Source organism: Pseudomonas sp. RHF3.3-3, from assembly GCF_048069595.1.
Taxonomy (GTDB): Bacteria; Pseudomonadota; Gammaproteobacteria; order Pseudomonadales; family Pseudomonadaceae; genus Aquipseudomonas; species Aquipseudomonas fuscovaginae_B.
Genome location: NZ_CP182250.1, coordinates 4778748 through 4792173, shown reverse-complemented (window position 1 = coordinate 4792173; position 13426 = coordinate 4778748). Strand labels below are relative to the sequence as shown.

Genomic DNA, 13426 nt, shown 5'->3' with positions numbered 1-13426 from the left:
TAAGCCAAGTTTAACTATTCCTTATTCTAGGTGATCTGTTTCGGGTGGGCGCACGGTCGCTTAGCGGGTTGAATTCGAAATCCGTTGTACTCGCAACAGTAATTAGGGTTCAAGTCTCTATCTCTCCGCCAAGCATAGAAAACCCATATAATTCAATGAGTTATTGTGGTTATTTCGATTGTGCTACTCTTCCATCGGTCGTCATCCGCACAGCTGTGTTGCCAGTTGGGGTGAGGGAGAGGTAGCGCCCCCTCGCTTTGATCCCTAACGTTAGGATGGTGGCCGTTTAGTAGCCTCAACCGTTTGGGGTTCGTGAAAAAACCAGCAGGCCAACCAAAAAACGCATATTATTCGCCTCCAAACCAGGACGGTTCAGGGTTCGCGCGTACGTGATACGCATCGTCGGGCGAATTTCTGCCAGATGCCAACGCAGGCGCGATCTATGAAATCCAGACCTGAAGATGTACTGATTTACCACATTACAGATATCGCAAACCTGCCAGGAATCATCGCTGCTGGTCTTCAATCAGATGCGGTGATGGTTCAATCAGGGCAGCATTCGGTCATTGGCTACGATCATATCAAGCTACGTAGGCTTCAAGAGATCGTTGTTGACTGCTGTGGGTCTCGATATGTCGGTGAGTTTGTGCCGTTCTATTTCTGCCCGCGTACTCCAATGCTTTATACCGTTAACATGGGTAACACAGGGAAGCCACCAGGGTGTCAGCGCGACATCGTCCACCTAGTGAGCTCCGTCGGTGCTGGCATGGGACTCCAGAGGCACTGGGCTTTCAGTGATGGAAATGCTGGTTCATACCATACCGATTTTTACAATGATATTGGTAGGCTCGCCGAGTTGGACTGGTCCTCAATCAATGCAAAATACTGGGGAGAAAAGCGGCATCAGAAGCAGTCAGAGTTCCTAGTGGCTGAGCAGTTCCCCTGGCAAGGTATCCACTTTATTGGTTGCCACAATCAGTCTGCGGTTGAACGGGTGCAAGAGGTCATGCGCAATTCAACACATAGACCTGAAGTGAGAGTCAAAAATGATTGGTACTTCTAATATGATCAAGATCAGCAAGGGAAATCTTCTTACAGCACCTGCCGAAGCGCTGGTGAACACCGTCAACACCGAAGGGGTGATGGGTAAAGGTATCGCACTGCAATTCAAGCAGGCGTTTCCCAACATGTTCAAAAGCTATCAGGACGCTTGCAAGAACGATGCCGTTCAGCTTGGCAAGGTTCATGTGTTTGATCTCGGCGGGCTGGTCGGTGGTCCTCGTTGGATCATTAACTTTCCAACCAAAGGCCATTGGAAGTCAAAGAGCAGACTGGAAAACATCCGAAGTGGTCTGGATGATTTGGTTTGCAAAGTGAATGAGTTGCATATTAGGTCTATTGCAATTCCTCCGCTTGGCTGCGGGTTGGGTGGTCTGAAGTGGGAAGAAGTCCAACCTGAAATTATACAGGCGTTCTCGGCGTTGCCGGATGTTGAAGTATTGCTTTACCCTCCAACTGGAGCGCCCGCAGCCAAAGAAATGCCTAATGCAACTGAGCGGCCCAAGATGACAGACGGTCGTGCAGCGTTGATTCTGTTAATGGATCGATATCTGAAGGGGCTCTTGGACCCGTTTGTCAGCCTCTTAGAAATCCATAAATTAATGTATTTCTTGCAGGAAGGTGGTAAGCCGCTTCGGTTACAATTTGAACCCAAGCAGTATGGTCCATATGCAAAAAATCTTAGGCAGGTACTAATCAAGATGGATGGCCACTTCATACATGGCTATGGAGATGGTCAAGATGATCCTACCAAACCGCTGGAACTAAAATCAGGTGCGGTAGAAGAAGCTGAAAGATTTTTATGTGAAGATGTCGAAACTATGCAGCGTATGGAAAAAGTTGCTGAATTAATTGATGGATTTGAAGATCCATACGGAATGGAGTTGCTTAGCACCGTTCACTGGGTGATGTGTAATACACCTGGCGCTAAAGATAATTCGGACGTTGCAATTAATGCTGTACATCAATGGAGTGAGCGGAAAAAAGCTTATCTGAAGCCAAGTCACCTGGCGAGGGCTTGGCATCGTTTGAAGAAGATGAATTGGGATTCTGAGTCCAGAAGCAGCATCCGCTAATCTGGGCTGTATTAATTGAAATCAAAGCCCTTTCAGTTCCACCAAGCTGCAAGGGCTTTTGCTTTTTGGTAATTCCGCAGTCCATCAGTCCCTATCCTTTGCTGAACTAATCAATGTTGTCAAGGATTCATGGATTTCCGTGTAAGTGGATTTTGATTTTCCGAATTTTAGTTTGTCACCTATGTAGTGGTCTACTAACCTCGGACACCCTTTTAGGCGAGAATGATCGCCATACAGAGGTGTTCGATGAGCAGACAACGACGTACTTTCACCCCTGCCTTCAAGCGTGAGGCTGCCGGCCTGGTGCTCGATCAAGGCTACAGTTGCCCCGAGGCCGCCAGATCCCTCGACGTAGGTGAGAGCTTATTGCGCCGCTGGGTCGCCCAGTTGCAACTCGCCAGCGGCTCTGGCGCTATCGGATGACGCAAAGCATGAGCCAGCGGGGAAATTGTTACGACAATGCCCCCATGGAGCGGCTGTTTCGTAGCCTGAAACGGAGTGGGTGCCGACGATGGGTTACATGAGCACAGCGTTGGCCGAGCAGGACATCGGCCGCTACCTCATGCAGCGGTACAACTGGACAAGGCCGCATCAGCACAACGGCTTCGTAGCGCCGGCGGTTGCGGAAGAAAAACTCAATTCTGTGTCCGGGAGTTGTTGAACACTACAAAACAGCCAGCCCCTGGTCGGGGATCATCTTCACGACCTGCAGCTTGAAGCTGGCGTCGAATGTCCTGCGTTTGTCGGTCATGAAAAACTCCTCGATAAATGCGTTTTCCACCTATTGGGGTGTCAGGGGAAATTAAACCACTACAGACCTACTCTCAGTGCGTGACCTTTTTTGCAGGCCTGGGCCAGGATGATCAGCGCAACCGTGGGTTGTGCGCCTACCATGTCAACGTGGCAGCGAAGGACTAGGCTCTTCACGCCCTTTCTCATTAGTTGGCTGGGCACGCGTCGCAATGAACTGGTAGTCGAGGGTGGAAAGCGATAGCTTAGTGTTCGACCGCCGCTTAGTGTCTTCCTGCTATCACACGGCATGAGATCTGGGACGGCTTCAGCGTTCAAATGGAGCTTTGATATGCCGCTGACTGCTTTCTCCGTTTCACGCCAACAGGAGCTGGATGTAGACCAGCTTCTTCAGCTTTTCGCTGAGCAACATCAGCGCCCGAAACTGAAAAAAACTGAGCCTATTCCGGAGATCTGGAAGCAGGTCATTTACGCTGACGTTGAATGCCCAGCCTGCTTTGCAAAGGGTGCCGAGGTGGTTCGCGCCACTAGCTCGAAGGTCACCGGCGAGGACATTAAACAAGCCTACTTCCGCTTTCCAGGTGGGCATCATGCGTTCTGTGACTTCGCTGCTCTACCGCCAGGCGAGGCTCCGGAGGGTTTGGTGCAGTTCAGCGCCACCGCTCGCGATGGGTTGTCACGAGCGGTTCGGGATCTGGTGTGCCGTGGGATCCAGCTAGGACTTCTCGACCAGGCCAAGATTAGGAACATGCGCGAGTGGTTCCACCACCAGAAACTCAGCGCCGTGTTCCAAGTGACCCTCGATCCTACGGTTTTTCAGTGGGTAGCGGCGGTGCAAGCGGCGGCTTGGCCTGTGCGATATCAGCCTAGGTGGCTGACTGTAAACCAGGAGCTTATGAGGGTACCTGGCTTCCTGATGAAGACGGCGATGGAGGTGATGCTAGCCCGTCGTCACGAGTCTCTGCTGTCTTACCTGAGCGATCGAGGGGTCATGCTGAGGCCGCTGGTTAGCCGCATTGAAAAACTCCTGAATGTCAACAACCTTAAGCTTGTGTTCGATCCGACCAACCTCAAGGTACAGTACGACGCCACGCAGGAACTCGCCCGCTTCATCTCTACCCACTGTGAGCCTGTTCGCAGAGCGCTTGGCAGAAACTACTTCGATGTCAAAGCGAGTAAGCCGCTTATGGCATTCACTGCGCTTCTGCTTTTCTTGAGCTGCTGGGATTTGAACAAGGCCGCTTCGCTTTTTGCTCAGATCGCTAGCTTTCGTGGCGGTGTAGATCAAAATCTGGGGAATATGATGGGCCTCAACCCTTTCCATGATTACGAGGCCTGGGCGGCGATGAAGGTGCTTCAGGAAATTCCCGTTCAGGAGTTCAATGGCTACGATCTCGGGCACCGTGCTAAAGAGTGGATGAGTGAAACAGCAGCTGCATTGGCGAGTGGCCAGTCCTTCTAAAATTATTGTTTTTACTTAATGTGTACTTGATGCTGGTTTGGAAATTTAAACTGTGGAAATACTTCTGGTAGTTTTTAAGATCTTCGGGATCTTAATGTCAGGGATTCTCGGGGTTTTGAGTAGTGTCTTAAAGATTAGAGATGCTTCCGGGCAGTTTACGACAAAGGGTAAGATTTTTATCGCAGGCAGTGTGGCTGGTTTGTGTATTGCGCTAATCTCTCAAATTTTGGAAACATACGTTCAGCGTCAGGCCCAGGCTGCTTCGCAGGCGGAAAGCCTAGAGTCTGCACGGAATCTTCAGAAAATCATGGCAGACCTGAGTCGCTCACTTCAGCCGCTTGGGAAGTTTAGTGTGTTTGTGTATAAGGCTGATGTGTCGCTGGCTGACCCGGCTTTTGACGCCTACAGGACGCGACTCGACAAAGCAATCGCTGATTACTTGCAGAAAGGTCTGAGGGATCGAATGAGGGAGCGAGATATTTCCGCCCCATTTGGATTTGGGCAAGAGGAAAACTTTCGACCATCATATGTTGAGGTGAAGCCGGGTGGAAAGTATTATCCCTCTGCTAAAGACGGTAAAGGGATAAGCGCAATGGTCTTCCCAGTATGTTATCGATTTGTCTTTTTCAAGGAGCCTGTAGAGGCCTCTGAATATCATCCGATGCATCATTTCGGCACAGGGCTTGGCGATTTGCGTGCCGATAATTTTATGCCTAAGCCTTTTTCTCTTACGAAAGACTTAAAGACAGGGGCTTTTTCAGTTACTGGCAATTTAGAGTTTCGAACTTGGGAGGATGTTAGTGGGAAGATGGTTTCAATTCCGGATCTCCTAGGCTCACAGCTTCTGATTTCCACCTGTGGTAAGCCCATGCGTAGCTGGATTTGGCAAGGTAATAAAAAGATTTATTACACACCTGTTGATAGTAAGTTTGAGATGGGCTCCTTGAGTCTTCAATTTAATAAGCGGAAGATGCACATCTCAAAGGAAGATCTTAGGCGATTTGAAAGGAAGGGTGAAGTGTACTGGGAGTATCGATTCCCAGTGACTCAAGACGGCCTGATGAAGCTGTTTTCTGGCTTTAGATGATAGAAGTCTAGTCTGCAAGTTTTTTAATCTGAGGTTTCCAATGTCATCGGCTCGCGCCTCAATTTACCAGCGTGATCCGGGCATCCTCGCGTAATTCTCATAATTCATGGCTTAGTGCTGTCATACGTGTTTGCTTTTCAAGGAGGAGGTAGCTTTGAGCGAAATTGGGATGGTGGAGCGGATTCTTTGTGTCGTCGACAAATGTCTACGGAGCCAATTCCCCCAGGATTTCCATAAGCGATGCATGTATGCATCTTTTGGGATTCATAGGCTTTTACAAGGCATGGGATACAAGCCACACATCGTCGGTGGTGACTTCTTGGCATTCGTCATCTCGAAAGATGGTCTCGACGTCACGTTACAAGGCTATGGCTCAAGCACAGAGCCAGTCTCTCACTTCTGGGTGGAGCTGGATGGAGCGATCATCGACCTTGGGACGTACTACCTACCTATCGAGTCGAGTTACCCAGCCTGTGATATGCCAGCGGTTTTCTGGGGGAAGGGGTACGCGTTGCCCAAGGGGCTCAAATACGTCGAAGCTACGAGAGTCGAGTCATCCGAGATCACCTGCTTGGAGCCGCATATCCAAGAAAAGATGAAGCCATTTCTTGAGGCTTGTGTGGCTCGTATGGCCAAGCCACTGGTGAAGCCCAAGCTTGGTAAGTGGTTGGCCACAAGCCCGTCGTCGGTGCATAAGGCGGCAGTCAAAGGGGATTTATGGGCCAGATCGATTATCCGTTACCAGGCAAGGTCTCAGGGTTGAATTGAGCTTTATAAGCTTGTCGGATAGAGCATGCCTTCCGACAAGCAATGGCAACTCAATTTTTGTAGAGAGTCACCACCAAAGTTACGGCCAGCAATACTGCACCATGCAATACAAATAGCGTCTTGGAACGAGTTGCCCGGAACCAATTCATGTTCCCATCCTGCTTATCAATAACCATAATTAAATCAATGGCTGTAGTGGTCAACAACTCCCGGACACAGAATTGAGTTTTTCTTCCGCAACCGCTGGCGGTACGAAGCCGTTGTGCTGATGCGGCCTTGTCCAGTTGTACCGCTGCATGAGGTAGCGGCCGATGTCCTGCTCGGCCAACGCTGTGGTCATGTAACCCATCGTCGGCACCCACTCCGTTTTCAGGCTACGAAACAGCCGCTCCATGGGGGCATTGTCGTAACAATTTCCCCGCCGGCTCATGCTTTGCGTCATCCGATAGCGCCAGAGCCGCTGGCGAAAACTACGGCTGCCATATTGACTGCCTTGGTCGCTGTGAAACAGGACGCCCCGTGGTCTGCCGCGCATCTCGTAAGCCCTCTCGAGCGCCTTGACGACCAGTTCGGCATCAGGCTTGGCGGACATCGCCCAGCCCACCACTCTGCGGCTGAACAAGTCCAATACAACGGCCAGGTAATTCCATCGACCCTGTGCCCAGATATAGGTTATGTCACCGCACCAGACCGTGTTCGGCGTAGCCACGGTGAACTGCCGATCAAGGACATTGGGAATGTCGGGGCGCTCAACCGTGGCCTTCTTGTACGCATGAGAGCCAGGCTGTTTGCTGATCAAACCCTGTTCCTTCATCAATTTTCTGACTTTGAAGCGCCCGACCTCGACGCCTTCATCCCGGAGCATGGCAACGATACTGCGGCTACCCGCTGAGCTACGACTTTGGCTGAACAGCTCGTTGACGCGGCTGCGCAGGCTCACTCGACGCACATCGATACGACGGCGCCGGGCCAGATGGGCGTAGTAACAAGATCGGGGCAACTCGAACACCGAACACAACAGTTGAACAAGGTAGTGTTTTGCCAACTGCCGAATCGACTTCAACGTCTGCGCCCGTGTTCCTCGGCCATCAAGAGCGCAGTGGCCTCCTTTAGGATTTTCTTCTCAAGCTCCAGCCGATTGATGCGGGCCTGAAGCCCTGGATCATCTGCTGCTGCGGCGTGAGCGCCTTGGCAGTGGGCGTAACGCCTCCGCACTCCAGTTGCAACTGGGCGACCCAGCGGCGTAATAAGCTCTCACCTACGTCGAGGGATCTGGCGGCCTCGGGGCAACTGTAGCCTTGATCGAGCACCAGGCTGGCAGCCTCACGCTTGAAGGCAGGGGTGAAGGTACGTCGTTGTCTGCTCATCGAACACCTCTGTATGGCGATCATTCTCGCCTAAAAAGGTGTCTGGGGTTAGTTGACCACTACAGAGGCGCTGCCTAGTTGGACTTATCTGCTAGTTATTGTGGCGTTTTCCGTAGGCTTCCAGGCGGTCGTCGATCAGCTCTTGCACCATTTCGATGAAGTATTCCCGTTCAGCATCTGTGATCTGGAGGCTCGGGATAAAATGCCCTTGCTCGACGGCGAAGTAGCTTTTGGTTCCGCCTTTCTTATTGCCACCGATCCAGGCGTTGATCGGGTGCTCTTGCCAGTAGCTCAACCAGGCCGAGGTGAGCTGTGTATGTTTCGGAGGTAGGTCGGCCAGTAGCGTGCGGCGTCGTTGCAGTATCTGCCAGGAGCGTTCGGCCAGGCTGGCTTCAGTAGGTGCGGTGCGCCAGCCATCCAGCTCTTGGAAGGCCTCCAGTAGGATCATCTTGAAGCTTTTGTTCATGGCTGTGACTTCCAGCTCGCGCAGGAAGGCGCGATGGGCCTTGGCCAGGTCACGCTGCGTATCGGATAGCTCACCCATGTGTTCGAGTAGGGAGAACCAGTTCCCGAACTGCTGACGCATCTGCGCCACGTTGGCTCCGGAGTGGCGGAACTCGATGAGGGTTGGGCGTCGGTTGAGGCTTTCTCGTAGTGCTCGGTACTGGCCTTGTACGCTGTCGCCTTCAAGGGACTTGAGGAACTCTAGCAACTGCAGCTCGTAGTTGATAAAGCATCCTTCAGGTAGATCCAGGTGCTGTTTTGCAGCGTCATGGGCGAATGTCGCCAGAGCACCGGGAGTCATGGTTTTTCCCATCAGCGCCTGAGGCTTGTGCAGGAAGCTCTGGTGATTACCGATGAAGTCGAGCACCACGAGTTTGTCTTTGCCCTCTGCTTTGCGCAGGCCACGACCCAGTTGCTGTAAGAAGAGAATCTTCGACTCGGTTGGGCGCAGCATCATTACGGTGTCGATCGTTGGCAGGTCGACGCCTTCGCTAAACAGATCAACCGAGAAAATCACTGACAGCTGCCCGCTGCTCAGTTGCTCTAGGGCCTCGCCGCGCGACAGCTTCGAGCCCACATAGACCGCGGCGGCCTCGATACCTTGCTGGCGGAAGAAATCGGCCATGAACTCGGCATGGCGGGTTGATATGCAGAACACCAGCGTGCGGGTTTGGGCGTGTGCCTGCCACGTTTTCAGGGCATGGCGCGCCCTGCTCAGCGTGGCGAGTTTGTTGGCCAGGAGCTCTGGGTCAAAGCGCCCGTTGCGCCAGGGGATCGACTGGTAATCCACGGTATCGTCGAAGATGCCGTAGTAGTGGAAGGGGGCTAGCAGCTTCTCCCTGATTCCTTTGAAAAGGCCGGCTTCGAACACCAGGTTGTCGTCGCACAGCGACAGGATGCTCGAGTTGTCCGTGCGGTCTGGAGTCGCCGTCAACCCAAGCAGGAACGAAGGAAAGAAATAGTTCAGCAGGCGGTGATAGGTAGGGGCGGCCGCGTGGTGAAATTCGTCGATGACGATGTAGTCGAAGTGCTCTCGCGCAAAGCGCTCCAGGTGTTCAATGCGTCCGAGTGTCTGCACCGAGGCGCAGAGGACGTCTACCTCAGTGTCTCGCTGTTGGCCCATGTAGAAACCGACTCGCTGGCCGGGCCGGATACGCACGAATGTCTCCGCCGCCTGGTGCAGAATTTCCTCGCGGTGGGCCACGAACAGGACTCTCTGAGCTCCGATCTGTTTGGCGTCGAAAGCGGCGAGCCAGGTTTTGCCCAGACCTGTTGCGAGCACTACTAGGCCACGGCGATAACTTTCTACGCGGGTTTGCGCCAGGGCGAGTAGGGCATCGCTTTGGATCGGTGTTGGAGTCGGTGGTGGCTCCACTTCCTGGCTGCCGGGTTCGATGGCGACCGCGGGCGGTTTGCGCCGGCGTTCGTATTCATCGATCCAGTCATGCGTCAGGGGCTTGCAGCGAGGGTTGGCGAACAGCTCCTCGAAGCGACTGCGTGCTTCGAGAAAGCCGTTATCAGCTGGATAGTCGATGCGGTAATTCCATTCCAGCCCCTCTAGCAGGGCTTGTCGGCTGATGTTGCTCGAACCGATGAACGCCTGGCCGTTGAGTTGCCCGTCGTCCTGCATAGCGAAGAGGTAGGCCTTCATGTGAAAGCTGTTATTGCCACTTTCATAGACCCGCACTTGGGCGCCTTCCTCCTGCAGCAGCATCAAGCTGCGTAGGGCCTCTGGTTCTGTGAGACCGAGGTAATCGCTGGTTATCACGCGAACTCGAGCCGTCGGGGGTAGTTCGTCACCTGGCTTCAGGCGTGCCTGTAGGTCCGGCAGCAATAACCGCAAGCCGGTGCTCCTGATGAAGGACACCGTCATGTCGATTTCACTGGCTGTGTTGATCGCAGAGCACAGGCGGGGTAGGAGGTGATCCTTCCCTCCAGTGACCAGTTTTTCCGCCGGAGCCGGTTTGCGCCGAACCAAGACATTCAACCAGGCGTCGCTGCGACCTGGGCGTTGGTCAGCGGTGTGCCAGTAGCTGATGTCGGCAATGTCTTCCAGCGCTTCTAGCCAGGTATCCATCTGGTGTTCGGTGGCGTCGGTAAAGCGACGGCCTAGATGATCGCGTTCTCCTTCCCCGAGTTTGAAGCTGCAATAGAAGGTTCCTCCGGGCTTCAGTGCCTGCCATAGGCGTGCAAGTGCGTCGGGCATTTCAGTAGGTGGCACATGCAGCAGGCTGGCGCAGGCCCAGATACCGTCGTAATGGCTCAGTTCGGTAACTTCTGCGAACCGTCGTACGGGTACAGTCTGACCGAGGTGTTGGCTGGCGAGCGTTGCCAGGGCCTGTGAAGCGTCGAACGCAGCGATACGATAGCCGCTTGAGGAAAAGGCCTTCGAGTCACGGCCAGAGCCGCAGCCCGCATCCAGGATGTAACCGCCGGCGGGGATGGACTCGAGAAAGCGCGCGTACAGCACGTGCATGTCCACGTCGACGGTATCGGCAAAAAATTGCTCGGCGTTCTGCTCGTAGTAGCTGTGCGTATGGGTCAAGCTTCGCGTCCTTGTGCCACGACAGGTGCCTGGAGGTAGAGGGAAGGCCGCCGTTATAGCATATCTCTATCACCCTTTCAGGCGGCGGTGACGTAGGGACGATCGGACTCGGACCCAGCAAACAGAGGGGACCTGTTGCTATGCCGCAAGCGTTCGACGCTTTGCAGGCGGGGCGGCGGTATCCGGTGCACGAGCGGTTGTCTAACCGGCATGTGGCTCGCTTGGGTATAGGCACCTGATGGCGCTGATTACATTTGAGTATACGGCTCGATAGACCGCCTGAAACTCCAGGTTAGTGACCCATGGGAACGTGTTGTCGAGTTCGTTAGGGTGGGTGTTCAAGGTGTCAGGCAAGGCGTTGCAAAATTCTTTGATGTAATCCGGGTTGATCTTTTTGAATTTAGCAAGTTTATCACTCTGATCAAATTGGGCTAGAATGCTGAGCAGGCCGATTTCGGCCATAAGAAAGTACGATAGATACCTAATTGTTTCTCGTGCTTTATTTTGTTCTCTAATTTCTACGTTTGTGGGAAGCCCAGCGTACGGTGCACGTTGATCGGCTCCGCCATTGCTATTACTTGCACTGTCCTTGATCAGCAGCTCGAGGTCTGGGAGAGCTGCTATATCCAATAGAGTCTCTAGCTGGGAAAGAACCTCTCCGATGTCTTGAACATTCTGTTCATTTATTTTCTCAGGCTGTTCTCGTAGCGATTGAAATAGAGTAAATTTAGCTGCACAGTATTGTGCAGCCAGTTCCTGCCCTTTCATGATATCGAGAGTGCTTTTGTGGAGAGCTTCTTCGATTTTTACCTGCTGCTGCAGGCCAGACATAATCAGGCTATCGGTCCGATCGAGAAATTCTGACAGAGAGGTACCGTCATTCATTACTAGCGCATGCATACCCTCTAAGTCATGATTCTCAGGCAAAGGAGGTAACAAAGACTCGGCGGTGACGTTTTTCCAATCAGGCAGCTGGCATTGCCTGTGAATATCCACTGGTAGCACTTTATGATCGGGTAAATCGCTTAACGGGATACCAATAAAGCGGTACGCCTGGGCGACCAGCCTTGAGCAGAACTGGGTGAAATCAAGAGCGCTGCCCTTGAGGAAGTATTTGGTGAAATCATACTGTTGCTCCAGATAATGGACACCAGCTTCGGCGATCTTTCTAGCAGTGTCCTCGGAGATACTATGATTCCGATATATCTCGTAGGTGCTGTTCTTAATGTTCAGCTCCTTAGAGGCGACTTGGAGCGTGACTTTTTTGCCATCAGCGTGGATCACGAGACCATCGCCAGCGCCGAGCATTACATGGGAAAAGTCAGGAACGATCGCCTTCCGGCTTATTTTTCCGGTTGTGCGAAGGCTTGCCAATAGGCGTTGGCCTCGGACATTTCCCCATTGAATTAGCTTACTGCGCCCGGATACATGAGGGAGGACAAAGATGATATCGCCCGCTCGCACGGCCATGGGATCAAATTGTGCGTTCTCATTGCTATCGACTTGATTCATCTCAACTCCTTGAGTTGATAGGAGTGACCTGTGACCGATTGGCCAATGCTCACTTGTCCCTTTGGTTGATGTGCGGAGTGTGTACCTCGATGTCCGACCGCTTACTTCTTGCGCTCGATGTTAGCGACGTGACTTTTCAACGCATCGTTTTTCGCTTTTCCGTTTATGCCGTGGTGGATTTCACGATGGCAGGTAGGGCAGATGGCACCGATGTACCGCGGATGGTCTAGGCCGCCATCTGAAAGTCGATTGACGTGGTGCGGCTCCAGGTAGGGGGCTCCATTCATCTTCAAGAAAGGCGCCGGCTTTTCGCAGCTTTCGCAGATCCCTTTCGCTCGTTTTAACACGTAATCCGCGATGCGTTTGCTGCGCCTATAGACCGTTCTGAGTGCAGAGTTACTCTCATCGGCAGAGCTGGTTTCTGCTGCTGCATAAGCAAGCTCTCTGGCTTCGTCCAGGGATGTGCTGGAGTCTTCTACGTCATTCTCTTCTGAGAAGGCGCTGGTGTTGAGCTCGATCCCAACAGGAACGAGGTTGAACACCACGATCTTCCGATTGGCGCCTGCTTTATCGAGTCCGGTGGTCCACTCATGGCTGGCGCAAGTGAATTCGCCGATGTAGCGCTGTCCCTGCCCCTTGCCCAGAGATTTGAATACATAGAGGGCCCGTCCTGTCTCGGCATGCTGCAAGATCGCAAGGTTCCCTTTGGTCAGGGTCATAGGGCCCAACTGCCCCTCGCCTGTATACCGGAAAACGCCATCTTCACCGTGTTCGTCCTCATACCCATACTGCTCGCCGGAGTCGCCGCTGAAGATGAAGATCGCGGGTGCTTGCGCTGAGGCTGAAATGCCGCTTTGCCGGCCTCCGCCAAACAGGTCATGAATCTCGGTTTGCCGATCATAGACCTGACCCACAATGAACTTGAGTTCGGGCTCAGTGGACCGTGGAAGGTCGACAATTGTGTAGCCGTGTCGCTTCAGGTAACCGTTGGTGGGCTGGCCGCCTGAGAAGAGGCCCACGGGTGTGCCTGTGGCTAGAGAGACGATCTTTTTCGCAGGGTACAGTCTTCCGTTGGCGCTGATCGCATAGCGGTGGGCCTGGTTCTCTGTCCAGCCGTACCACTCAGGACTATGACGAAACTTCTCGTCGAACTGCTTCAGGGCGCGCTCGAGCTTCTCTTTTTTGACGGCAGGGAGTTTCAAAGCAACATCCTTGTTGGCGGCAGTGGTCTTCTGGGCGGCAATGCTCGCCTGCTCAGGAAAATGATGCAATGGCTAAATGATGGCTTTTTCGCTG

At 53.1% G+C, this 13426-nt stretch carries 9 protein-coding genes and 2 pseudogenes; 7 read left to right on the top strand and 4 right to left on the bottom strand.

All coding sequences use genetic code 11. From position 1 onward, the window contains the following. The first annotated feature begins 442 nt into the window (after positions 1-442). The 7 genes and pseudogenes from ACMGT0_RS20870 to ACMGT0_RS20840 all read left to right on the top strand — a co-directional run bounded on the left by ACMGT0_RS20870 (position 443) and on the right by ACMGT0_RS20840 (position 6197). Positions 443-1063 (top strand): DUF4433 domain-containing protein, encoded by a 621-nt coding sequence (locus tag ACMGT0_RS20870; protein WP_416769635.1) that lies wholly within the window; start codon positions 443-445, stop codon positions 1061-1063. After that, the gene (locus ACMGT0_RS20865) at positions 1047-2135 is read left to right on the top strand and encodes a macro domain-containing protein (RefSeq protein ID WP_416769633.1); all 1089 of its coding nucleotides are present in this window, start codon (positions 1047-1049) and stop codon (positions 2133-2135) included. The genes ACMGT0_RS20870 and ACMGT0_RS20865 overlap by 17 nt, the downstream gene beginning before the upstream one ends. Before the next feature lie 222 nt (positions 2136-2357). Then, the gene (locus ACMGT0_RS20860; protein ID WP_416769631.1) at positions 2358-2558 is read left to right on the top strand and encodes a transposase; all 201 of its coding nucleotides are present in this window, start codon (positions 2358-2360) and stop codon (positions 2556-2558) included. Further along, positions 2525-2796 (top strand): annotated as a pseudogene (locus ACMGT0_RS20855) (integrase core domain-containing protein); the annotation flags it as partial. The gene ACMGT0_RS20860 and the pseudogene ACMGT0_RS20855, both read left to right, overlap by 34 nt. A 420-nt stretch (positions 2797-3216) precedes the next feature. Next, a complete protein-coding gene (locus ACMGT0_RS20850; RefSeq protein WP_416769629.1) occupies positions 3217-4347 on the top strand; it encodes a hypothetical protein in 1131 nt (376 codons plus the stop codon). A gap of 52 nt (positions 4348-4399) precedes the next feature. Next, positions 4400-5434: a hypothetical protein gene (locus tag ACMGT0_RS20845; RefSeq protein ID WP_416769627.1), complete on the top strand. Its 1035-nt coding sequence runs from the start codon at positions 4400-4402 to the stop codon at positions 5432-5434. Positions 5435-5588: 154 nt separating this feature from the next. Further along, the gene (locus tag ACMGT0_RS20840; RefSeq protein WP_416769626.1) at positions 5589-6197 is read left to right on the top strand and encodes a hypothetical protein; all 609 of its coding nucleotides are present in this window, start codon (positions 5589-5591) and stop codon (positions 6195-6197) included. A 204-nt stretch (positions 6198-6401) separates the two neighbouring features. Here the strand turns inward: ACMGT0_RS20840 and ACMGT0_RS20835 are convergent. From ACMGT0_RS20835 to ACMGT0_RS20820, 4 genes and pseudogenes are all read right to left on the bottom strand, one after another. After that, a pseudogene (locus ACMGT0_RS20835) lies at positions 6402-7569 on the bottom strand (IS3 family transposase). Between the two features lie 91 nt (positions 7570-7660). Then, positions 7661-10618, bottom strand: a complete 2958-nt coding sequence (locus tag ACMGT0_RS20830; RefSeq protein ID WP_416769625.1) for a DEAD/DEAH box helicase family protein — start codon at positions 10616-10618, stop codon at positions 7661-7663. Positions 10619-10819: 201 nt separating this feature from the next. Then, positions 10820-12130: a YiiX/YebB-like N1pC/P60 family cysteine hydrolase gene (locus tag ACMGT0_RS20825; RefSeq protein WP_416769624.1), complete on the bottom strand. Its 1311-nt coding sequence runs from the start codon at positions 12128-12130 to the stop codon at positions 10820-10822. A gap of 101 nt (positions 12131-12231) precedes the next feature. Then, the gene (locus ACMGT0_RS20820; RefSeq protein ID WP_416769623.1) at positions 12232-13401 is read right to left on the bottom strand and encodes an HNH endonuclease; all 1170 of its coding nucleotides are present in this window, start codon (positions 13399-13401) and stop codon (positions 12232-12234) included. Positions 13402-13426 lie beyond the last annotated feature (25 nt).